The organism is Acinetobacter sp. YH12097 (assembly GCF_013419225.1).
Taxonomy (GTDB): domain Bacteria; phylum Pseudomonadota; class Gammaproteobacteria; order Pseudomonadales; family Moraxellaceae; genus Acinetobacter; species Acinetobacter amyesii.
The window spans coordinates 85,161-108,097 of record NZ_VPAN01000006.1; the positions used below are offsets into that span (position 1 = coordinate 85,161).

The following is a 22,937-nucleotide window of genomic DNA, read 5'->3' on the forward strand; positions in this document are numbered from 1 at the left end:
AATTGCTGAACAAGTCCAATTTATTTATCAAAGTATTGATAACCAGTTTTTTTAGTTTAGGAAAATGAAATGAGCCTTTTTATTTCTACTGCTCACGCGGCAGGTGAAGCTGCACAGCAACCAAGCATGATGGCAAACCTGTTGATGATTGCGGTATTTGTCGCAATCTTCTACTTCTTGATCTGGCGCCCTCAATCAAAACGTGCAAAAGAACATCGTGCACTAATTGAAAGCCTAGGTGTTGGTAGTGAAGTTGTTTTTGCGGGCGGTTTAATGGGTAAAATCACAAAAATCGAAGGTGATTTTGCAGTTGTTGAACTGAACCGTGGCGTAGAAGTAAAAGTACAACGCGCAAGTGTGATTTCAGTTCTGCCTGAAGGCACTCTAAATAACCTTTAATCAAAAAATAAGTCGTGCACCCGCACGGCTTTTTTCATTTTAAGAAGAAAACGAATGCGTTACCCAGCATGGAAATATCTACTGATTCTAGTGGTACTAGTCATCAGTACATTATATGCCCTGCCAAGTTTGTATCCTGATGAACCTGCTGTTCAAATTTCAGGTGCCAAAGCCGGTACCCAGATTGACCAAAGCATCGTACAAAAAGCAGAGCAGATTTTAAAATCTGAAAATATTGCCAGCCATGACAATAGCTTCACCAATAATGCCGCTTTATTACGTGTTGATTCGAGCGAACAACAATTAAAAGCGAAAGAAGCACTACGTCGTGGGCTCGGTGAAAATTATGTCGTCGCACTGAACCTTGCGCCTACTACCCCAGAATGGCTACAAAAAATTGGTGCTAAACCAATGAAGCTGGGTCTGGATTTACGTGGTGGTGTACATTTCCTACTCGAAGTGGATATGGATAAAGCCATTTCACAACGTATGGAAACGTCTGCGGCTGACTTACGTCGCCAACTTCGTGACAATAAATTAAAATTCAATAGCTTATCTTTGAACAACAACACCATTACGATGCAATTTGCAAATAATGATGACCGTTCTGCAGCTATGGATTTCCTTCGTCGTAACGGCAATGAATATACTCAACAAGCGGTTGCAACAACTGAAGGTTCGACTCTTCGTCTAAGCTACACAGATACACGTAAACAAGAAATTCAGTCTTATGCTGTCAACCAAAACTTAACAACTTTACGTAACCGTATTAACGAGTTAGGTGTAGCGGAAGCATTAGTACAAACTCAAGGTAGCAACCGTATTGTGGTTGAATTACCGGGTGTACAAGATACTGCTGAAGCAAAACGTGTACTTGGTCGTACTGCAAACCTTGAGTTCCGCTTAGTTTCTGACTTAAATGATCAATATATCGATCCTTACACAGGTCAAGCAAAAGGCTCATTACCGCCAGGTACAGAAGCATTTGCTTATGAATCTTTGGACAGCGGTCGTCAATTATTGCTTAACCGTAACCGTATCTTAACAGGTGAACGTGTACAAAATGCGTCATCAGGCTTTAGCCAAGATACAGGTGGTGCTGAAGTAAATATTACTTTGGATACTGCGGGCGGTAAGTTGATGTCTGAAGCCACTCGTAATGCTGTAGGCAAGCGAATGGCTGTTCTGTTCATCGAGAACAAACAAAAAATTAGTTATGTTGCAGATCCTACAACAGGCACACAAACTGAAGTTCGTACACCTTATACCGAATCTGTGGTCATCAATGCTGCAACGATTCAAGCCGTATTGGGTTCTCAGTTCCGTATTACTGGTCTGGATTCACCTCAAGAAGCATCTGAACTTGCATTGATGTTACGTGCAGGTGCATTGGCAGCGCCAATGTACTTCGTGGAAGAACGTGTGATTGGTCCGAGTCTCGGTCAAGAAAACATCGACAAAGGCGTGTTATCAACTCAAATCGGTTTCTTATTGGTTGCGATTTGGATGGTGGTCTTCTTCCGTGTGTTCGGCTTGATTGCCAACTTTGCACTCGTGGTTAACCTTGCCATGATTTTAACCATTATGTCTTGGATTGGCGCGTCCCTCACCCTTCCGGGTATTGCAGGTATCGTAATTACCATTGGTATGGCGGTCGATGCCAACGTACTGATCTGTGAGCGGATACGAGAGGAAATTAAATGGGGTGCCTCGCCGAAACAGGCGATTGTTGCGGGTTATGATCGTGCGTATAACACCATCTTTGACTCCAACTTAACCACATTCTTGGTTGCTTTCATTCTGTTTGCAATTGGTACAGGCCCGATTAAAGGCTTCGCGGTTACCCTAATGATTGGTATTGTGTGCTCGATGTTCACAGCGATTACCGTGACACGTGCAATCGTACAAATCATTTATGGTAAAAAACGTAACCTGAAGAAGTTGAGCATTTAGGAGATCGAAGATGACTGAAAATACTCAACCGAAACAATACGGCCGTCCGGACAACGAGCGCATTATTCCGTTTATGAAGATTGCCAAACCGGCAGCCTTGATATCGATTGTCTTAACGCTCGCAAGTATCTTTTTTATTTGCACCAAAGGTCTAAACCTCGGTTTGGACTTTACTGGTGGTGTAGCAGCAGAGTTGAACTATAGTCAACCAGTAAAATCTACCGATGTGAGCTCAGCGCTGACAAAAGCTGGTTTTAAAGATCCTGTAGTACAAACCTTAGGATCTGACCGCGACCTGATGGTTCGTATGCCAGTTCAAAAAGACATTGAAGCTGAAGACTTAACCAAAGCCATTACGACTGCTGCTCAATTGCCAGGCAATAAAGCAGAAGTGCATAAAGTCGATGTGGTCGGTGGTCAAGTCGGTAATGAACTCTACGTGCGTTCTGCGGGTGCTGTAGGTCTTGCCCTACTGCTCATGCTGGTTTATGTCACTATTCGCTTTGAGTTCAAACTTGCGATGGGTGCTGTACTGTCTTTATTCCACGATATCGTGGTGACCATTGGTATCTTTGCCATGATGCAGTGGCCGTTTGACTTAACAGTTTTGGCTGCGCTACTCGCGATTATTGGTTTCTCGCTCAACGATAACATCGTTGTATCTGACCGTATTCGTGAAAACTTCCGTAAGATTCGCGGTGCTGAACCTCTTGAAGTTGTGAACAGTGCTTTGACTGAAACACTTCGCCGTACCATTCATACCTCAATGACACTATTACTGGTTGTTGTGGCGATGATGGTACTGGGCGGTGATGGTCTGAAATGGTTCTCTGTTGCAATGTTTGTTGGTGTATTTGTGGGTACATATTCATCAATCTACATTGGTACAGCCTTCGCGTTATGGCGTGGCCTGAACCGTCAAGACTTCATTGTACAAGTGAAGCCTGAATTTGAAGAAGAAGAGATTCCTTAAGCTTTTCAACTTATAGTTCAGATCAAAACCCATCTTCGGATGGGTTTTTTATGCGACTACGTTAAATAAATGAGCTAGGTAAGATCGCAATAATAGGATGTAATTTTTCAATATCGGATTGCAGGAATTCCACCTGTCGTTTTTGATCTAGACTTGCAAATTGCCACGTATCATCTGTTTGCTGTATCACGTTTAAAATTAAATTTAAGCCATTTCGCAAATATACACAGGCTAGATCCGATCTCTCTACCCCTCGCCGTTCATCACAGACCACAAGCCAACCCTCTTGTAATACAGGGGCATAATACGATGCTGTGATGCGAATCAAATACAGGTCTTGAGTGTTTTTAAATAATGCTGAATATTGAGATGAATCATTTGAAATCGGTTTTAAAGAAAATGCCTGTGTCTCAACCACCTGCATTTCAAAAAGGACCAAGCTTGCTTGCTCCTCAGTGCACTTGTCTTGTTCTATAAACTGAACCTCATTATCTAAACTTCCCTTAATGAGTCCCAATTGTGACTCTAATTCACGTGCAAATTTCTCTCCAATCTGCCGATGACTATTTAATAATTGGGAAATTAAAGGAACCGCTAAGCCAAAATGTTCACACACAGCTTTACCATTTTTAAAGGGGCCTGTTGCAACCCAATGGTCAATGGCTTGTGTTAGATTCTGTCGACGCTTTTCAAAAAGCTCTGAAGGCAGCATAAGCACTCAATTTTATAATTTCTCTCCCTCAATATAATAAAAAACCCGCACACAGCAGGTTTTTTATACAGCTTTATTTTTAGCTACCTTGTACCAATCGACGTGCGCTAATAATGCCTGGTTGTTGCTCTAAACGTGCCAACAGTTTCGACAACTGCGCCAAGCCTTTCACTTCAATCAACAGCTTCATATTGGCAATACCATCACTCTCGGAAATGGTATTCACCTGACGAATATTGATTTGGTCTGAGAAAATCACTTGAGTCAGATCTTTAAGCAAACCACGACGGTCATAAGCTTCCACCACGATTTGCACACTTTGACCACGAGTTGGCTGCATTTCCCAATCCGCTTCAACCGCACGTTCAGGCTCTTGCCCAATCATACGGATATAATCCGGACATGCGACCTTATGGATACTTACGCCACGATTCAGGGTGATATAACCAGCAATCGATTCACCATGCACAGGCTGACAACACTGAGCAATGTGTAGTTCTACATTGTCCAAACCATCAATCAAAATACCATGCGCCGAAAGCGTATGACTTGCACGTGGGTTCAATGTCGGTTTTAACACCAGTTCAGGCTCATCCTGATCGAGGTGCATATGACGGTTAACCTGATTGATTAAGGCATGCAGGCTAATGTCACCACTCACCAAGCCAATCAAGATATCTTCACCCAATTTCACATTAAAATGATTGCAGTAATCATTCAAATCGATACTTTTCGGGTGAATCGCCAAACGTGACAATTCTTTATTCAGAATCTCACGTCCCACTTCCAAGTTTTTACTACGGTCTTGCTGACGGAACCAATGACGCAACTTGTCACGTGCACGAGCCGTCTTGATATAACCCAGCGAGTTCACCAACCAATCTCGGTTCGGTTCACGATCTTTCTTGGTTAAAATCTCGACCTGCTCCCCAGTTTTTAGGGTATAGGTTAGAGGCACATAACGTTGGTTCACCCGTGCTGCATAGCACTTGTTACCCACTTCAGTATGCACATGATAGGCAAAGTCGAGCACAGTCGAACCGCGTGGTAATTCTTTGATATCACCGTCACGACTGAACACATAGATTTTCTCAAAATCTTCAAACTCTTGGATTTGTTCGAAGTTTTCAGAAGCCTCATCTTCTTTATGGGCGCTAGCATCATTTCGTTCTTGATAATGTTCAAGCACTGCACGTAAAGAATGTAAGCGATGATTAAATGAATAATCTGTGGTTTTAGAACCTTCTTTATAGTTAAAGTGCGAACACACCCCGAGCTCAGCTTCTTCGTGCATATTATGCGTACGAATTTGCACTTCTAAAGATTTGTTCTCTGCAATCACGGCCGTGTGCAGTGAGCGATAACCATTGGCTTTCGGGTTGGTAATATAATCATCAAACTGATGCGGAATATGACGCCAAATCTGATGAACAATCCCCAGTGTGTGATAACACTCAGGTACATTATCCACCAAAACGCGAACCGCTCGAATGTCATAAAGCTGATCAAAGCTCAGGTTCTTACTCTTCATTTTTCGATAAATCGAATAAATGTGTTTAACCCGACCATTAATCTCGGCCTCAATGCCATGATCTAACAGTTCTTTACGCAACTTTTCTGTCACGAACTGAATATATTGTTCACGCTCTAAACGTTTTTCATTCAGTAAAGAGGCAATTTCTTTATAGCGTTCAGGTGCAAGATAACGGAAAGCAAGATCTTCTAGCTCCCACTTGAGCTGTGCAATCCCTAAACGGTGCGCGAGCGGCGAGTAAATGGTTAAAATTTCTCGTGCGACACGCTCTTGACGCTCTTTGGTTGAATGCGCTAACTCACGTAATGCATAGGTACGTTCAGAAAGTTTGATTAATACAACGCGAACATCTTCGGTCACCGAAATCAGCATTTTATAAATGCCGGTCAAATGTTCACGCTGGTTATTATTAAAATGATCTTCTAAACGTTTATTTTGCTCAATCAGGTCAGACAACTTACCCATGGCAAGCGTGCCTTTCACCAAAGCATGCACTTGATCGCCAAATTTGCTTTGGACTTCTTCTAAACTGGTTACGCCTTCACGAACACTTCGATACAGCATGGCTGCTGATAACGTATCTTCATCCGCATACAGATGAGCAAGAATATCCGCCATTTCAATACCCGTATAGAAGGTATTCGAGCGATGGTTGACCGTTGTTTCAAGTTCATTCTGTAAGGTCAGATGTGCAACTTCTTCGAGTTGCTTTAGAGGAGCCCCGTCAAACATGCCACTCACACGCTCTAGCCATTCAGCCAAATCATGCTGTGCTTGCTCGGCATGTTCTACAGTCGTTTCCTGAGACAGCTCATTGAGACGTCCAGGTAATTGTTCACGTACTGTGACCATACCCTACTCCTAGTTTTCTACGCTTCATAACTTTTAATCGTTTATCTGATTTTCTTTTTCGAACAAAGCAATCGATTCGACATGCCCTGTATGGGTAAACATGTCCATGACACCCGCTTTTTTCAAGCGGTAGCCTTGTTGTACCAGCATTCCAGCATCGCGTGCTAGTGTTGCAGGATTACATGACACATAAACGATTCTTTTTGCACCAAATTTGGGCACATAACGCATTATTTCTTCTGCACCAGAACGTGGTGGGTCTATCAATAATGCATCAAATCCTTGTTTTGCCCAAGAATGATGCGAAAAATCTTTTGTTAAATCTTGTGAATAAAATTTCAGTTGCGAAAGGCCATTGTTTTGTGCATTTTCTGCACCACGCTGAACCATTTCTTCACTCCCTTCAACTGCAATGACTTGACCCGTTGAACCCACACATTGAGCAAGTGGTAAAGAAAAGTTTCCTAAGCCACAAAACAGATCTAGAACTCGCTCACCTTGTTGTAACTGAAGCAATTCACATGCCAGTTTCACCATTTGCGGATTAATCGTGGAATTCACTTGCGTGAAGTCTTGAGGATTAAAGCCAAATTTCACAGCAAAGTCACTTAGACCATAGTGCAGACGCATCGGTGCATCGGGATGATCCACGCGATGTAAGCTGTCTGGCCCCTCAGGTTGTAAGTACAGTTGCCACTCTTTATGTAACGCAAATTTTACTAATTGGTTGACATCTTCCGCGCAAAGTTCCGCCGTATGACGAATTAGGAGGGCAATTTCTTGATCTCCCATGGCCAGTTCCATATGCCCAATATCTGCTTTACCTTGCAAACTTTGTAACAATTGTTTGAGTGTGGTGATTGAGCCAAACTCACGATCCAACACCATACAACGGTCAATCGAAGTCAGTTTATTTGACTGGCTCTCACGAAAGCCGACCACGAGCTTATCTTTTGCAGGTAGGTAACGCACACCAATACGTGCTTTACGACGGTAGTCTTCACGCAATGAACGTAAAGGAGCTAACCATTGATCAGGCTGAATGCCGGCAAAATGTTGCAAATGTGATTGTAAAACATCTTGTTTTAAACGAATTTGCTCGTCGGGATGGATATGCTGCATGCTACAACCACCACAGACCCCATAATGTAAACAGGTAGGTTTTACCCGTAGAGCAGACTCTTCACTCAGCAATTCTAGACTGTCTGCTTCTTCGAGACGCTTAACGACATTGGTAATACGCGCACGCACGGTTTCACCCGGCAAGGCATAACGAATAAATACTTTCTTACCGTGTTTTTCTGTAGGATGATCTGGATGCGTCCCAAAGTGCGCTATGCCTCGCCCCTCATGTGAAAGCGATTCAACCTGAAATGTATAAATGGGTTGTTGGGCTTTTTGGGGTTTGGCTTTGTGTTTCATGCGTACCTAATGTGTGGAAGATGGGAAATCAGATTGAGTGAATTCGGTACGTTGCGAGGTTTGCTGCCATACCGATAAAAAGTCAGCGTGTTGCGGCTGAGTTTGTAAATATTGAATCGTACTTTGAATCAAGTGCTGATGATCATTCAACAATAACTGTCCTTTCAGCAACAGCCAGCGTAAATAAATCAACCATGTATTGAGCACATCACCTTCACAGTAGCTGGTCAGTTCCATCCACTGTTGTTCACGTACATATTCAGGCACATGGTAGCCACCATCACCACGTTTACCGGGGAAACCAAGTAAATGTGCTGCATCGTCGAGCTTTTGAAAATGACGACCATGGAACATGGCCATGACATCCATCAAATCTACATGACGATGATGATAACGATTCTGGTAGTTATTATAGCGCTTTTGCGTATCAATCTCGCCCTGATCGAACAAACTTGGTGCAGATAGTCCGTGATACATGGCACGGAACAAAATCACAGGCAAATCAAACTGTGAACCGTTCCAACTGACCAAGGTCGGATGACGCTTTTCAAAAATAGAAACGAATTTTTTTAAAATTTCAGCTTCGCTATTGTCTTCACGGCTAAATGAAAACAACTTCATGCCCTTTTCATCAATCCATAGTCCAGAGATACAGACAATTTCATGCAAGGCCAAACGCTGAAAATCCGTGCCCGCCTCTTGGCGACGCAGTTTAGTCAGCGCAGCATCTAGATCCACCTCAGGCAGATCCAGTCCATACAAATGCGCACCTGACTTCAAATCTGTCAGTGTTTCGATATCAAAAATTAAAACAGGTAAACGCATAAGTACTCACCAGTGCCAATCGGCCACTGTAATTATTCAGGATCAACAACAGAGAATAGACCAGTAGACAAGTATCGGTCACCACGGTCACATACGATGCAAACAATCACGGCATCCGGATTTTCTTCAGCCAATTTAACTGAAGCCCATACCGCACCACCCGATGAGGTACCTGCACTGATACCTTCTGTACGTGCTAAACGACGAGCTGTTTTTTCCGCTTCAATTTGCGGAATATCCATAATGCGATCAACACGTGAAGGGTCAAAAATCGTAGGAAGATATTCTTGTGGCCAACGGCGAATACCGGCAATGTTTGAACCTTCAGACGGTTGTAAACCAACAATTTGAATATCCGGATTTTGTTCTTTTAAATATTTCGAAATCCCCATAATGGTCCCAGTGGTTCCCATTGAGCTGACGAAATGTGTAATTTTACCGCCTGTTTGTTTCCAAATCTCAGGCCCCGTAGTGAGGTAATGTGCTTCCACATTGTCCGGGTTACCAAACTGGTTTAGGACTAAACCTTTGCCGTCTTTTTCCATTTGAAGGGCAAGATCACGTGCTTCTTCCATGTTTTCAGATTCGATCAGTTCAGCACCGTAGGCACGCATGGCATCTTTACGCTCTTGGCTAGAACTTGCAGGCATGATCAAAGTCATTTTATAGCCACGCATTGCAGCAACCATGGCTAAAGCAATCCCTGTATTTCCGCTCGTCGCTTCAATCAACGTATCACCCGGTTTAATCTGACCACGCTTTTCCGCTTGCATAATCATGTTATATGCAGGGCGATCTTTGACCGAACCCGCTGGGTTATTACCTTCTAACTTGGCTAATACTGTTGCTTGAGTATGACTTGCCAGACGTTGTAAACGCACTAACGGCGTGTTGCCGACGTAATGGTCTAATAAAAAATCGTCTGCTTGAAAATCAGGGGTTGTATTACTCATTATTCACACCTATATCGAGGTGCGCCTATTGTATGAAAAAATGCCTTTGCCTGCACCCATTTGCCTCGCTTTTTCGCGAAAGTGATTAAAGCACAATCAGTTTTAAATAATCCATGCTAATATTCGGGGCATAAGGAATAAACTGCTTAAACCATGTCAAATATCAACAAAAAGCTTTTTAAACGCCTACACTTAAATCATGCCTATGGTCAGTTGATTGCACTTATTTTTGTGCCGATCACCATTTTGGCCTGTGTCGGTGCAATGTTGGTAATAACAGAAACCTCCAATGCAGCCAAAGCACAACAAAAACAAATGGCTGTCGCGATCCTGACGCGCTATCAACCCACGTCAGAATCTGCCATAGAGTTACTCAACCTTTATCCGTGGCAGTTTGATCAAGCTCGTAATGCCATGCAAAGCATGTTGAATGAAAAACATTTGATTCGTGCTGCAATTTTAGATCTTAAAGGCAACAACCGCCTGAGCATCGGCTTTCAAGATCAAGCTATTTGGCCTGCTTTTGACAGTAAAGCATCTTTTATTGGACCGATTGCACATCAGGGCAACCATATTTATGCCCTGAAAATTTCAGATTCAACCCAGACGCCGGCATGGTTAAGCATTGAACTGGACAATCAACCGCTGCAAATTGCCCGCTATCGCGTGTTAATCGTGTTGATTGCAACAGGCTTATTGACGCTCCTATTACTTTTGCTGTGTTTGAATTTTTATTCACGTCGTTGGATCGCACCAATGTACGAAATTCGCATGCAGTTACAACGTTTAAATGCCGATACTCTAGATCAGCACATGATCATTAACAGTACTGGCGAGCTCCGTTTATTACAGCGTGATATTGCCAATGTGGTTAAACGCTTACATTTCAGTTTCTTAGAGCTGCGTGAACATACCGAACAAACAGAAGATGACTTAAGGCGCACGCTTGATACTTTAGAAGTGCAAAATATTACCTATCGTCAAGCACGTGACCAAGCAATTCAAGCAAACCAATCAAAATCGGTGTTTTTGGCCAATATTTCCCATGAACTGCGCACACCGCTGAACAGTATTGATGGTTTTATTCATCTTTTACTGCGCCAAGGCAACCTCAGTAATGAGCAAAATTTATATCTACAAACGATTCGTAAATCTTCTGCGCATTTATTGGCTTTAATTAATGACGTGCTTGATTTCTCGAAAATCGATGCAGGCAAACTAGAACTCGAAACTGCGCAATTCGACTTAGAAGAAGCCGTCTTTGATGTGATGGATATGTTGTCGCCATTGGCAGCACAAAAACACATCGATATGACCTTCTACTATGCGGACAATGTGCCGAAATTTGTGGTTGGTGATGTCCTACGCTTCAAGCAAATTTTGACCAACTTAATTTCAAATGCAATTAAATTCACTCCAGATGGTGAAATTATTGTCCGTGTCCGTATGGAGCATGATGACATCGGTCAATGTCTGCTGCACTTTAGTGTACAAGACAGTGGTATCGGCCTAAGCGGTACCGACCGTAAGAAACTGTTTGAATCCTTCTCGCAAGGTGATGCATCTGTGACCCGTCAATTTGGCGGTACAGGTTTAGGTCTTGCCATCTCCAAACAATTGGTCAGCCTGATGCATGGACAAATTGGCTTTGAAGATAACCAAGAACGTGCCCCAACAGAAAAAGGCTCAACCTTCTGGTTTACTGCGCGCTTTGTGGTCGATGAAGAAATTGAAATTGTGCATCCACAATTTAGCAATCTACAAGTCGTTTCCTACTTGGCACATCCAGCAACTGCCAATGTCCTACGTCATTATTTAGAAAATTATGATGTTGAACATATTGAAACGCAGTCAATCCTAGATTTATTTAGCCGTCTCAATCAGCTAAAAACCAATGAAAATACTTGGTTAATTGTTGACCATAGTGGTGACTCCGAAGCCTTACTGAAAGAAATTCGTCATCGTTATAGCGGTAACTTAGCAGTTTATGGCTACCAAATGATGCTCGATCCAAGCATGTTGAACGAGTACCGTGCTCGCCCATTGCATCAACCCCTCAGCCGTACAGCATTGGTTCATTTATTGAGTAATGAGCCTTGGTTTGATCAGGAGCAACATGAAGAATTTAATGGTCAAGGTCTGCACATTTTAGCTGTCGACGACCATTTACCAAACCTGATTGTGCTTGAAGCCCTGCTCTCTGAGTTAAATGTTAAAACCACTAAGGCTTTGAGTGGACAAGAAGCCATCGAAATCATTCAGGCTCGCCAAGAGCAAGGTTTGGCAGCTTTTGACCTCATCTTTATGGATATTCAAATGCCTGTGATGTCAGGTGTCGATACCACGCGCGCTATTCGTTCACTTGAGTCAACCTTCGAAAATCATAAGCGCCTTCCAATTATCGCTTTGACGGCACATGCGCTCTCTGATGAAAAACAAAAACTCCTACAAAGCGGTATGGATGACTATGTCACCAAGCCCATTCAAATGGATCAAATTATTCAAATCTTGACCCAATGGACTACCGATAACTTTAAGAAAGTACCGGTTTTAGAGCGCAGTTCAGTGATTGAAGCCCTAGAGCCGAGTATTTTAGATTGGCAACAAAGCTTGCAGTTGGCCGCGAATAAAGAAGACCTTGCGGTCGATTTACTGAAAATGCTCGTCGATAGCTTTGAGCAAGAAATCCATGAAATGGCTCAACTCATCGAAGATGAAGATTTTCCACAATTAGAGCATGTGCTACATCGGCTTTATGGCGCAACCCGCTATGTGGGCGCTCCGACCCTCCAAGAGGTTTCAGGTCATTTTGAGCAGTTTGTATCGACCTTACGTAAGGAACGCCGTAAAGCAGATGACGCTTTTGTCCAAGAAACCCTGAACCGTTTTGATGAGTTAAAAAATGTCATGGCTCAAGTTGAACACGCGGCTCAACAAATCTTAGCCAAACAAAATAATTAAGCACAGTCCGACTAAAGTCAGTGCCGTCCAGCTTCTGTTGTGACTGCACTGTCATGTATCCTGTCAGGGTGCATGCTATGCTCGGGCGCAGAAACAACAAGAGTAATTACCATGGCTTTATTACGTGTAGAAAAAAATAATGGCATTGCAACGGTTTACTTAAACCGTCCAGAAAAACGTAATGCAATGAGCTTTGCATTGCTCAAAGAATTGGTCAGCACCGCTGAAAAATTAAAAAAAGATCGTAGCTTACGCTGTGTCATTTTAACGGGTGAAGCCAATGTATTTAGTGCTGGCATTGATTTGGCTGACCTCAATGATCCGAAAAATCGTGCCTATGCCGCGTGGGAACTGTTAAAGCCCGGTCAAAGTTTATTTCAAAAAGCCTTTCTGATTTGGCAACAACTTCCTGTGCCGGTGATTGCCGCACTTGAAGGCTTTTGTTTTGGTGCAGGCATGCAACTTGCCTTGGCTGCCGATATCCGTATTGCCCACCCGAAAACGCAAATGTCGATTATGGAAAGTCGTTGGGGTTTAGTCCCTGATATGGGCTTAACTCGCTCGCTCAAAGGTGTGATTGGACTGGATTTAGCCAAAGAATTAACCTTAACAGCACGTATTTTTGACGCAGAATATGCCAAGGATATTGGCTTAGTGACGCATTTAAATGAACAGCCTTTGCTTCAAGCGCAGCAGTTAGCCGAAGAATTATCGCAACGTTCACCAGATGCTTTGGCAGCAGCAAAACAAGTCTTAGATGCCATGGAACATAGTCCAAAACGATCTTTACGCTTAGAAAAAATCTGGCAATTAAAATTACTGCTCGGCAAAAACAGCCAATTGGCACGTAAAAAAGACAAGAACCCAGAGGTTCAGTTTTTACCACGCCAATATAAGTAAAATAGTCACACAGGATAGATTGAGTACAGCACATGGCGTTTGATCGTAATACAAAAATTGCATTTCTAGGTATGGGGCTGATGGGTAGCCGTATGGCCACGCGTCTCATTCAGGCAGGATTTGAAGTTGCGGTATGGAACAGAACTGCTGCTGCGTGTGATGAGTTGATTGCGATTGGCGCGACAGCGCTTCAATTGGAGAAGATTGCCCATTATCCTGTGGTTTTATCTTGTCTCGCAGACGATGCTGCTGTTGCCGCGGTGTATGCAAGCATCGAAAATCATTTAGCGGCAGGACAAATTATTGTCGATTTTTCGAGTCTTTCTGTAAATCAAACCCATCAATTGGCTCATGCTGCAAAGTTAAAACAAGTCACTTGGATTGACTCTCCTGTTTCTGGGGGCACAGCAGGCGCTGAGCAAGGCACCTTGGTCATCTTTGCCGGTGGTGATGCTCAAACGATTCAAGATTTGAGTCTGATCTACAATGTTTTATCTCAACGCGTTACCCGCATGGGCGACTCAGGTACAGGCCAAGCCACCAAAATTTGTAATCAGCTGATCGTCGCTGCCAATAGCACGTTAATCGCTGAAGCCGTCGCATTAGCCGAGAAATCAGGTGTAGACACCACGTTATTAGCGCCAGCGCTTGCCGGTGGATTTGCAGACTCAAAACCTTTTCAGATTTTAACCCCACGTATGGCAACGCATCAGTTCGAACCCGTGCAATGGAAAGTTCAAACTTTATCTAAAGACCTGAATAATGCAGTCCAACTGGCTGCCCAGTTTGAATTAAGCATCCCTGTTGCCAGCCTTGCTTTATCGCAACTCAAAGCCCATCAGGACAATGGTTTTGCAGAAAAAGATTTAGCCACCATCATTCAACATGTCGAACAAAACTAACGACTTTCACTTTAGAAGTAAATTGCTTCAAGGACGATATACATGACTCAGCTCGCGGTTAATTTATCCATGATTTTTACCGAAGTGCCGTTGTTAGAGCGTTTTGCTTTGGCTCGTGAACACGGTTTTAAGCATGTAGAAATTCAGTTTCCGTATGAGCTGAGTATTGAGCAAATCCAAACCCAGCTCACTATCAATGATTTAAGCCTGTGTTTAATTAATGTCCCTGCGGGTGATTTGATGCAAGGCGGCGATGGTCTTGCGGGAGTTCCGGGGCGTGAAAATCAATTTCATCAGGCCTTAGAGCAATGTATTCGCTATGCCACTGCGTTAAATGTACCGAGTGTCAATATTTTAGCCGGCAAACAGCCCCAAGATGCAGACTTACTCCCATGTTTAAATACCTTGTCGAGCAACCTTAAACTGGCATGCCACATGTTGTCCGAACATCATATTCAACCGGTATTTGAAATGATTAATGGCACTGATATGCCGCGCTTTTTGGTGCAAAATATTGCCCAAGCTCAGGAAATGCTTGAAGCTGTACAACACTCTACTTTGAAGATGCAATATGACTGCTACCACATGGCGATGATGGGTGAAGATATTCTCAGTACTTTGGCAGAAAATATTCAGGATATCGGTCACATACAGTTTGCTGACTGTCCGGGGCGACATGAACCTGACTCAGCGCAGATTCCATTTGCAGAGATTTTTAAATGGTTAGATCAAAGCCAATATACAGGTTACATCGCGGCTGAATACCGACCACGAAGCAACTCATCACATTCTTTTGCGTGGAAAGACAAATACTTCCCTCATTTAGCCAATGGTCAATGACGTGTTGATTTGAAATTCAGCAACAAAACCGCTATATTAGATCATGTAAAATTGTCAGGAAATCATACCCTCTATGAATTTAGAACCATCGCCCAGCGCTTCTAATTCTCTCGATCTCGCAAAATCAACGCAAATCAAAGACGTACAAGCTTGCTTAGCTGTTGTACGTGAAGCACTTGAAGATGTAAAAGCCAAAGATATTATTGAACTTGATATCAGCACTATCAGCAACGTAGCAGATGCGATTGTTATTGCGAGCGGTACTTCAACTCGTCACATTAAGTCTCTTGCAGACAACGTGGCAGAAGAAGCACGTAAAGCTGGATTCCGCCCTATCGGTGTTGAAGGCGAACGTGATGCAGAATGGATCCTGATTGATCTCGGTTTTGTAGTGGTACATGTGATGTTACCTACAGCACGTAAATTCTATGATTTAGAAAGCTTATGGCGTACAGCTCCAGAAACTGTAGCTTAAGCTTCCAGAAAAAAGCGACCTAATTAGGTCGCTTTTTTTATCCCTTCACTTTATACACGGACAATCAGCTTCATGGTGTTTTACCACTGCACTAAAGCAGTTGATGTAAATCCACCTCAGGATAATTGGCTTTAATTTTCAGCTTTGTTTGTGCATAAACTTGGTCTGCACGCATCGGGCCATAAAAGTCACAATACACTTCATAAATGCTCGTTAAAACTTTGGCATAACTGGTCAAGGGCAAAAACTCGACAAAACTCGCCGTATTTATTTGTGCATTTGCCGCAATTGCCAGCCCGATTTCTTCTAATTGCTCAATCACATCTTGGGTGAAATCAGCCTGATCTGTAGATTTCACCGTCAGCATGACTGACTCGATAAAGCCTAAAAAAGCTTCGCTAATGGTCTCTGCAATGAGCTCGTCTTCTTGCACCTGCTCCTGTGGTTTTTCAGCACGTAACAGTTCCTGCTTTTCTAAGGTAGATAACTCATACAAAACTTGCTTCAGCATATCTTTACGATAAAAGCGAAGCTCCTCTGTGGTACAGATATCATTTAAGAAGCGATTCAAGACAAATGACGGTTTCATGCTGTACTGCTGTTCCCAGTGCCGTAGCGCACTGTCGAGTAAAGTCCCATGAATAAATTGTTGTAAGCCTTTTTCTAAAGCTTCGCGGCGTTGTGCTAAATTCAACAGTTCGGTGCTCATTGCTTTACTCCTATTAATGACGTTTGGTCATATCATCCGTTTCAAAAGTCACATCTTTTTGAAACTCGGGATAAGACAATTCAGCATGTTCGGTATAGTCCAAACCCCGTTGTTCATGTTGCTTACTCACCCGTAAGCCGCCCAACAATTTGTCCAAGACCTTAAATACAATGAACGCAACGCCAAAGCCCCATAAAAAGGCTGCAATCACTCCAAGCCCTTGTATCGCGATGACATCGCCATTAAACATATTATTTTCAAGGAAGATCCCTGCAGCCAATGTTCCCCATGCGCCACAGAATCCATGCACGGTCACCGCATCAACCACATCATCCAGTTTCATTTTTTCCATGAGCATTGGTAGGAAGGTCACCATCACACCTGCACATAAACCGGTGATGACCGCATACAGTGGAGACATCGTTGCACAGCCTGCCGTAATGGCAACCAAGCCACCCAGTGAGGCATTGATCGTACTGCGGATCAAAATGGCTTTAGATCGGATGAGACAGAGCAACATATATGCAACCACGGCAGCACACGCCGCAAGATGCGTATTTAAAGCAATACGTCCTACGCTGACATTGGCATTAATGGTCGAGCCTGCATTAAAACCAAACCATGCTAACCATAAAATAAAACCGCCTAATGCTACCAAAGGTAAGTTATGCCCTGGTAAATAATGGCTTTGCCCATTGCGTCCAAATCGACCCAAACGTGGTCCCAATACAATGATGCCAGCCAAGGCAACCCAGCCGCCCATTGAATGCACCACGGTCGAACCTGCAAAGTCGATAAATCCGAGTGCTTTTAACCAACCGTCTCCGCCAAATAAACTGCCCCATGCCCAACTACCAAAGACAGGATAAATCAGACCTGAGACAACGGCCGCACTCACCACATAAGCGACAAAATGAATCCGCTCTGCCATTGCACCACTGGCAATGGTGGTTGCCGTTGCAGCAAACATCATTTGGAAAAATAGAAGGTTCCAGTGCCAATCATCCAGTTGATCGGGTGCAAAATGACTGAAGCCAAACCAGCCCGTGGTATTGACCCCAAACATCAGACCAAAACCCACCAACCAAAACACCAGACCACCCAAGCAGGCATCCATGTAGTTTTTCATGAGTACATTCACGGTATTTTTACTGCGAACTGAACCACTTTCGATCATGGCAAATCCGGCTTGCATAAAGAACACCAAGATACCGCCCAGTACCACCCAAATACTGTCGAGCGAAATACGAATGTCTTGAATATTACTGGCGATTTGCGGGTCAACTGCCCATGCAGTCGATGTCAGGACACTCAGAAACAGTGCCATCAAGTATGTTTTTTTCATGATTATTCCCCCAAGAATAACCATGCTGTGCAAAAAGAATACCAAATTTCAGACAATTAATTATTTTTCAATGCATTGCGTCACAAAACCAGTTCGCGACAATATTTTGAATCACTGAGATCGAATTTAATGGAACAAAACAGCTCATCGATCTGTACCTTGGTTTCAAAACACGCATCAATTTGATTCAAGCACCTGATGCGCTAAATATTTGTGCACTTTTAGTGTGAAGCATTCATTAATCAAAAGCCAAGAAAATAAAAGCGAAGAAAACAAAAAACCACCCGAAGGTGGTTTAAATCTTCCTCAATCCCGCTTTATCACAGCGGGACTTTGGCAATATGGATTAATGACCACCGCCATTAATGGCTTTTGTCATATCTTCCACAACTTTCTTCGCATCACCGAAGATCATCATCGTTTTATCGTTATAGAACAAGTCATTATCTAGACCTGCGTAGCCTGTAGCCATAGAGCGTTTGATCACCATAATGGTACGTGCTTTATGCGCTTCAAGGATTGGCATACCGTAAATTGGAGAACTTGGATCGTCTTTTGCCGCTGGGTTCACAACGTCATTCGCACCAATCACGAGTACTACATCTGTTGCAGGGAAGTCAGAGTTGATCTCGTCCATTTCAAGAATGTCTTCATATGCAACGTCAGCTTCAGCTAAAAGTACGTTCATGTGGCCCGGCATACGACCTGCCACTGGGTGAATCGCAAAACGAACTTTTACACCTTGTTCTTTTAAGATTTCACACAATTCTTTCACGGCATTTTGTGCACGACCTTGCGCCATACCATAACCCGGTACGATCACCACGCTATCCGCATTTGACATCAAGAAGCCAGCATCGTCTGCAGAGCCTGAACGGTGATTACGCTGTGCTTTTTCACCATTATCCGCTGCAGCTACTGCGGTACCACCCATTGCACCACCAAACAAAACGTTGATGATTGAACGGTTCATGGCTTTACACATGATGTAAGACAGAATCGCACCCGATGAACCAACCAGTGAACCTGCAACAATCAGCATGTTGTTTTCAAGCGTGAAACCAATCCCTGCTGCTGCCCAACCTGAGAACGAGTTCAGTAGCGATACCACCACTGGCATATCACCACCGCCTACTGGCGCAATCCATACCCAACCAAATGCAAGTGCAAGAACAGTCATTGCCCAGAAAGCATTCATGTTGCCTGTAGTGAAGAAGTAGATACCACACGCCAACATCGCAAGGAAAATTAAGGCTTGAACAGGTTTTACCCATCCACCTGAAATGGTTTTTGCCCATTTCTTCGCAGCCAATTTACCGTAAGCAAATACCGATGCTGTGAAGGTAATCGCACCAACGAAACAGCCTACAAACAATTCAAATAAATGAACTTTGCTCATATGAGCATGTTCTACACCCGCAGCTGTTAATACTGCTTCATTTTCCGCGAATGCCGCAGTCAATTGGTTGTTATGTAGAATTGCAGCGATCGCAATCAGTACCGCAGCCAAACCGACTAATGAGTGCATCAGTGCCACAGTTTCAGGCATTTGAGTCATCGGAACTGTTTTTGCACGTGCAATACCTACGACTGCACCCAACACCATTGCACCCACAATCATCCAAATCACTGGATGATCTGCGACAAAGAATGTAGTAATTACAGCAATCGCCATTGCGATCATGCCGTAACGGTTACCTTGAATCGCAGTTTTCGGACCAGACAAACCACGCAACGTTAAGATAAAAAGAACGGCACCAATCAGGTAGAACCAATCCGCATATTCTTTAATGAATTCCATGGATTAACCCTCTTTTTTCTTTTGCTTAGGTTTAAACATTTCAAGCATACGTGCAGTCACCGCAAAGCCACCAAAAATGTTGATACTTGCAAGGAAAACGGCAACCGCACCTAAAATACTTACCACGTTAATGCTTTGGAACTGTACGCTTGCATCCACAATGCCTGGGATGCCAACGGTTTGAATCATCGCACCAACGATAATGATCGATGACAAAGCATTGGTTACAGCCATTAATGGTGTATGTAGCGCAGGTGTTACCCCCCAAACCACGTAGTAACCAACAAAGATTGCCAAGACAAAAATAGTAATCGTTTCAACCATGATGATTCTCCTTAACCACGTTTCAGCAGCACTTGGCCGCCATGAGTGACAAGTAGTGCTTTTTGAATTTCTTCTTCAGGGTTAATCGCGAAGTTCTTTTCGCTATCAAACATGGTTTCTATGAAATTCAAAACGTTACGTGCGTACAGTGCCGACGCTTCAGTCGAAACTGTTGAAGGAATATTTGGAATACCGAGAATTTTCACACCATTTGCAGTCACGACATTTTCGCCGCAAACAGAACCTTCAACGTTACCGCCAGTTTCAACCGCCATATCTAAAATGATTGAGCCCGGTTTCATTTTGGCAACGGTTTCTGCTTTGATTAAACGTGGTGCGTCACGACCCGGTAATAATGCAGTCGTAATCACGATGTCAGCATTCGATACGGCTTTATCAACAATAATCGCTTGGTCGCGAATGTAGTCTTCACCCGGCATCCAGCCATAACCATTTTTCGCAGCATCAGCTGCTTTTTGTTGCTCTTCTGGTGACATTGGTACGTCTAACCATTTACCACCCAAAGATTCAACTTGGTCACGTGCTGTAGGACGTAAGTCAGTTGCTTCAACTACGGCACCTAAACGTTTCGCTGTTGCAATGGCTTGTAAGCCTGCGACACCTACGCCCATGATCACCACACGTGCAGGTTTTACTGTACCTGCTGCTGTCATCAGCATTGGGAACATACGTTGATATTCTGCCGCAGCCAAAAGCACAGATTTATAACCTGAAAGGTTGGCTTGAGATGAAAGTACGTCCATGTTTTGCGCACGAGATAAGGTCCGTGGCAAAAGTTCCAATGCAAATGCAGACACGTTTTGTGACGCAAATTGGTCAAGTTCGGTGTTGCGGTAAGGGTCAAACATCCCCACAACGGTGGTACCCGCTGTGAGTTTTTGAATTTCGTCACCTTTAGGCGCACGAACTTTCAAAATCATTTGACTACCGGTATAGGCATCATCCGTAATTTTGGCACCAACTTGTTCATAGGCACTATCGATGTAAGCAGCGTTTACCCCTGCTCCACGTTCAATAACGACGCTATGACCAGCGCTGATCAACTTCTTTACTGTTTCAGGCGTCGCAGCGACGCGATTTTCACCGACAACAGTTTCGGCTGGAATTCCGATCTGCATGAGCGTTCCTCAAGCTAATTTTTCTTAAGTAAACATCGCAATCCGCGATGTCTCCCCTCAGGATGTGTTTTTGTACAATTTTTGGATTCTAATTGAACTTTTTTAAAATACTACCCAATATTTATTTAATAAATACCCATATTTTGAACTCATGATTCATGAAAAGAATAGTGCGATATTTCATTTATTCAGTTTTATTTGTCGATTTATTACTCATTTTTATCCTATTTATAACTTTTTAATATTACTTAAGACCAAAAACATAAATAATTTCGCTGGTTTTAGTGCAGATTGTTTCACTGTATTGATCATTGTGACATTTTCATTCAACACAGAATGACCTGAACGTGTCGTGAAAAATCGACTTAAGTCAGGTAAAGCCACTCTTTCATCCAAACTGCATCAGTTCGTTGACTCATTTGACAGTTTTGACGTGCTGACCTGTGTTGAAAACTGACTTTTTTCTGCCACAGTCTCGTCAAATCGGTCAGCTTGAATATCCGATGGATTTTTGCGCACGTTTCGGGTTTATTGAGATCTTGTCCTCCCCACCTGATGCTTCGCCTTAAGTCTTAGAATTGACTTTTTTAGTTAAAAAAATAATTTTTTGAATATTTAGCATCATGATATCGCTACTGAGTTTCTATCCCTAAAAAACACTATTGCACCATTTGTGTGCAATTTTCACCTTAAATGTTTCAGCCTGATATATTTGACCTGCCGAGTCATGTTGAGATTAAAAAATTCAAAACCAAATTGGTCATTTCTTCAGCTTTTTTTCATGTTTGATCTAGCAATCCCTTATGCATAAAGGAATAAGTACTATTCTTTTTTTGCATTTTTACTCACACGATGCATTTTTTATAATCAAAATGACAGTTCAAATTTATCGGAACAATGCTGTCGAATTCGTTCAGTCGTCATGAGGCACACCTTAACTTATGTCAAGAAACCTTAGTCCGCACTTCATCGGTGCAATTTTTGCGCTGATTGCTGCCTTCTTGTTTAGTACCAAAGCGATTTTTATTAAGCAAGCCTATGCACTTTCTCCTCTTGTCGATGCCACTGTCCTCATGGCTTTACGCATGATGAGTGCATTGCCGTTTTTCTTGGTCATTGCATGGCTAAGTCGACGTTCCTATCAAACGATTCAACGAAAAGATTGGGTACTTTTGCTCATTTCCGGTTTAATCGGCTATTACTTTTCAAGCTGGCTCGACTTCCGTGGCTTGATGTATATCAGTGCTTCGCTTGAACGGATTATTCTTTTTCTATATCCCACATTAACTGTACTGGCTTCCGCTGTTTTATTCAAAAAGCCACTGAGTTTTAAAACCATCCTTGCCCTGATTTTAAGTTATGGCGGGACAGTGTTAGTGATGCTACAAGAACAAAGTACCACACCACATGATCAGTATTTTTGGCTCGGATGTAGTTTGGTTTTTGCCAGTGCCGTGTTATTTGCAATTTACTTATTACTCACGCCAGGCCTCATGCAAAAGTTTGGTTCTTTACACTTTACTGGTCTAGCCCTGAGCATAGCCTGCGTTGGGACGATTATTCATTTTCTATTTGCAACACCACAGCCTATCGCCTTGCTCCAACAACTCCCGAGTCAAGTCTGGCTGTATGGTTTAGCGCTAGGACTATTGGTAACCGTGCTTCCAACCATTTTGATGATGCAAAGTATCGTCCGACTTGGGGCTGCACAATCGGCCATGATTGCATCTATCGGGCCCATTTTAACGATTTTACTGGCCGTCGCTTTATTGAATGAACACTTAAACCTATGGCAATGGGTCGGTTGCGGTCTGAATATGCTGGGTGTCTTGATGATCAGTCTCAGTAAGAAATCCTAAACGCGTGCGTGGATACAATTCACAGAGAAACACTTTAAGACCTGTTTGATTTTCCTTAT

At 43.1% G+C, this 22,937-nt stretch carries 19 protein-coding genes; 9 read left to right on the plus strand and 10 right to left on the minus strand.

Annotated elements, in window-relative coordinates; genetic code table 11:
* The first annotated feature begins 69 nt into the window (after window positions 1–69).
* From yajC to secF, 3 genes are read left to right on the plus strand one after another with little or no spacing between them, the layout of a single operon-like run.
* Window positions 70–399: a preprotein translocase subunit YajC gene (gene yajC / locus FTU37_RS04540; RefSeq protein WP_078191271.1), complete on the plus strand. Its 330-nt coding sequence runs from the start codon at window positions 70–72 to the stop codon at window positions 397–399.
* A gap of 54 nt (window positions 400–453) precedes the next feature.
* Window positions 454–2,352, plus strand: a complete 1,899-nt coding sequence (secD, locus tag FTU37_RS04545; protein WP_078194180.1) for a protein translocase subunit SecD — start codon at window positions 454–456, stop codon at window positions 2,350–2,352.
* A gap of 10 nt (window positions 2,353–2,362) precedes the next feature.
* Window positions 2,363–3,325 (plus strand): protein translocase subunit SecF, encoded by a 963-nt coding sequence (gene secF / locus FTU37_RS04550; protein ID WP_180102843.1) that lies wholly within the window; start codon window positions 2,363–2,365, stop codon window positions 3,323–3,325.
* 61 nt (window positions 3,326–3,386) lie between these two features.
* Here the strand turns inward: secF and FTU37_RS04555 are convergent, their stop codons facing one another.
* From FTU37_RS04555 to cysM, 5 genes are all read right to left on the minus strand, one after another.
* Window positions 3,387–4,037 (minus strand): hypothetical protein, encoded by a 651-nt coding sequence (locus tag FTU37_RS04555; protein WP_180123878.1) that lies wholly within the window; start codon window positions 4,035–4,037, stop codon window positions 3,387–3,389.
* A gap of 79 nt (window positions 4,038–4,116) precedes the next feature.
* Window positions 4,117–6,423, minus strand: a complete 2,307-nt coding sequence (locus FTU37_RS04560) for a bifunctional (p)ppGpp synthetase/guanosine-3',5'-bis(diphosphate) 3'-pyrophosphohydrolase (RefSeq protein WP_078194183.1) — start codon at window positions 6,421–6,423, stop codon at window positions 4,117–4,119.
* A 33-nt stretch (window positions 6,424–6,456) separates the two neighbouring features.
* A complete protein-coding gene (gene rlmD, locus FTU37_RS04565) occupies window positions 6,457–7,845 on the minus strand; it encodes a 23S rRNA (uracil(1939)-C(5))-methyltransferase RlmD (protein ID WP_180123879.1) in 1,389 nt (462 codons plus the stop codon).
* 6 nt (window positions 7,846–7,851) lie between these two features.
* Window positions 7,852–8,670 (minus strand): 3'-5' exonuclease, encoded by an 819-nt coding sequence (locus tag FTU37_RS04570; RefSeq protein ID WP_180004601.1) that lies wholly within the window; start codon window positions 8,668–8,670, stop codon window positions 7,852–7,854.
* Between the two features lie 32 nt (window positions 8,671–8,702).
* Window positions 8,703–9,623 carry a cysteine synthase CysM gene (gene cysM / locus FTU37_RS04575; protein ID WP_078191278.1) on the minus strand — a complete coding sequence of 307 codons (921 nt, stop codon included), beginning with the start codon at window positions 9,621–9,623 and terminating at the stop codon, window positions 8,703–8,705.
* Between the two features lie 153 nt (window positions 9,624–9,776).
* Here cysM and FTU37_RS04580 point away from each other — a divergent pair, with 153 nt between their 5' ends.
* The 5 genes from FTU37_RS04580 to rsfS all read left to right on the plus strand — a co-directional run bounded on the left by FTU37_RS04580 (window position 9,777) and on the right by rsfS (window position 15,701).
* Entirely contained in the window at window positions 9,777–12,584 is a 2,808-nt protein-coding gene (locus FTU37_RS04580) for an ATP-binding protein (RefSeq protein WP_180123880.1), read from the plus strand.
* Window positions 12,585–12,695: 111 nt separating this feature from the next.
* Window positions 12,696–13,484 carry a crotonase/enoyl-CoA hydratase family protein gene (locus FTU37_RS04585; protein WP_180085557.1) on the plus strand — a complete coding sequence of 263 codons (789 nt, stop codon included), beginning with the start codon at window positions 12,696–12,698 and terminating at the stop codon, window positions 13,482–13,484.
* A 32-nt stretch (window positions 13,485–13,516) separates the two neighbouring features.
* On the plus strand, window positions 13,517–14,386 hold the full coding sequence (locus tag FTU37_RS04590) for an NAD(P)-dependent oxidoreductase (protein WP_180078719.1): 870 nt from the start codon (window positions 13,517–13,519) through the stop codon (window positions 14,384–14,386).
* A 42-nt stretch (window positions 14,387–14,428) separates the two neighbouring features.
* Window positions 14,429–15,226 (plus strand): hydroxypyruvate isomerase family protein, encoded by a 798-nt coding sequence (locus FTU37_RS04595; RefSeq protein WP_078191282.1) that lies wholly within the window; start codon window positions 14,429–14,431, stop codon window positions 15,224–15,226.
* Between the two features lie 73 nt (window positions 15,227–15,299).
* Window positions 15,300–15,701 (plus strand): ribosome silencing factor, encoded by a 402-nt coding sequence (rsfS, locus tag FTU37_RS04600; RefSeq protein WP_078191283.1) that lies wholly within the window; start codon window positions 15,300–15,302, stop codon window positions 15,699–15,701.
* 91 nt (window positions 15,702–15,792) lie between these two features.
* Here rsfS and FTU37_RS04605 read toward each other — a convergent pair whose 3' ends face one another.
* From FTU37_RS04605 to FTU37_RS04625, 5 genes are all read right to left on the minus strand, one after another.
* Window positions 15,793–16,410, minus strand: a complete 618-nt coding sequence (locus FTU37_RS04605) for a hypothetical protein (protein ID WP_180123881.1) — start codon at window positions 16,408–16,410, stop codon at window positions 15,793–15,795.
* A 13-nt stretch (window positions 16,411–16,423) separates the two neighbouring features.
* Window positions 16,424–17,755 carry an ammonium transporter gene (locus FTU37_RS04610; RefSeq protein WP_180026761.1) on the minus strand — a complete coding sequence of 444 codons (1,332 nt, stop codon included), beginning with the start codon at window positions 17,753–17,755 and terminating at the stop codon, window positions 16,424–16,426.
* 346 nt (window positions 17,756–18,101) lie between these two features.
* The gene (locus tag FTU37_RS04615; RefSeq protein WP_078191286.1) at window positions 18,102–19,556 is read right to left on the minus strand and encodes an NAD(P)(+) transhydrogenase (Re/Si-specific) subunit beta; all 1,455 of its coding nucleotides are present in this window, start codon (window positions 19,554–19,556) and stop codon (window positions 18,102–18,104) included.
* Between the two features lie 3 nt (window positions 19,557–19,559).
* Window positions 19,560–19,880 (minus strand): proton-translocating transhydrogenase family protein, encoded by a 321-nt coding sequence (locus FTU37_RS04620; protein ID WP_180008997.1) that lies wholly within the window; start codon window positions 19,878–19,880, stop codon window positions 19,560–19,562.
* An 11-nt stretch (window positions 19,881–19,891) separates the two neighbouring features.
* Window positions 19,892–21,019, minus strand: coding sequence for a Re/Si-specific NAD(P)(+) transhydrogenase subunit alpha (locus FTU37_RS04625; RefSeq protein ID WP_078191288.1), 1,128 nt, complete (start codon window positions 21,017–21,019; stop codon window positions 19,892–19,894).
* 941 nt (window positions 21,020–21,960) lie between these two features.
* On the opposite strand from FTU37_RS04625, the gene FTU37_RS04630 reads away from it, so the two are divergent.
* Window positions 21,961–22,878, plus strand: a complete 918-nt coding sequence (locus tag FTU37_RS04630) for a DMT family transporter (RefSeq protein ID WP_180004610.1) — start codon at window positions 21,961–21,963, stop codon at window positions 22,876–22,878.
* Window positions 22,879–22,937: the final 59 nt, after the last annotated feature.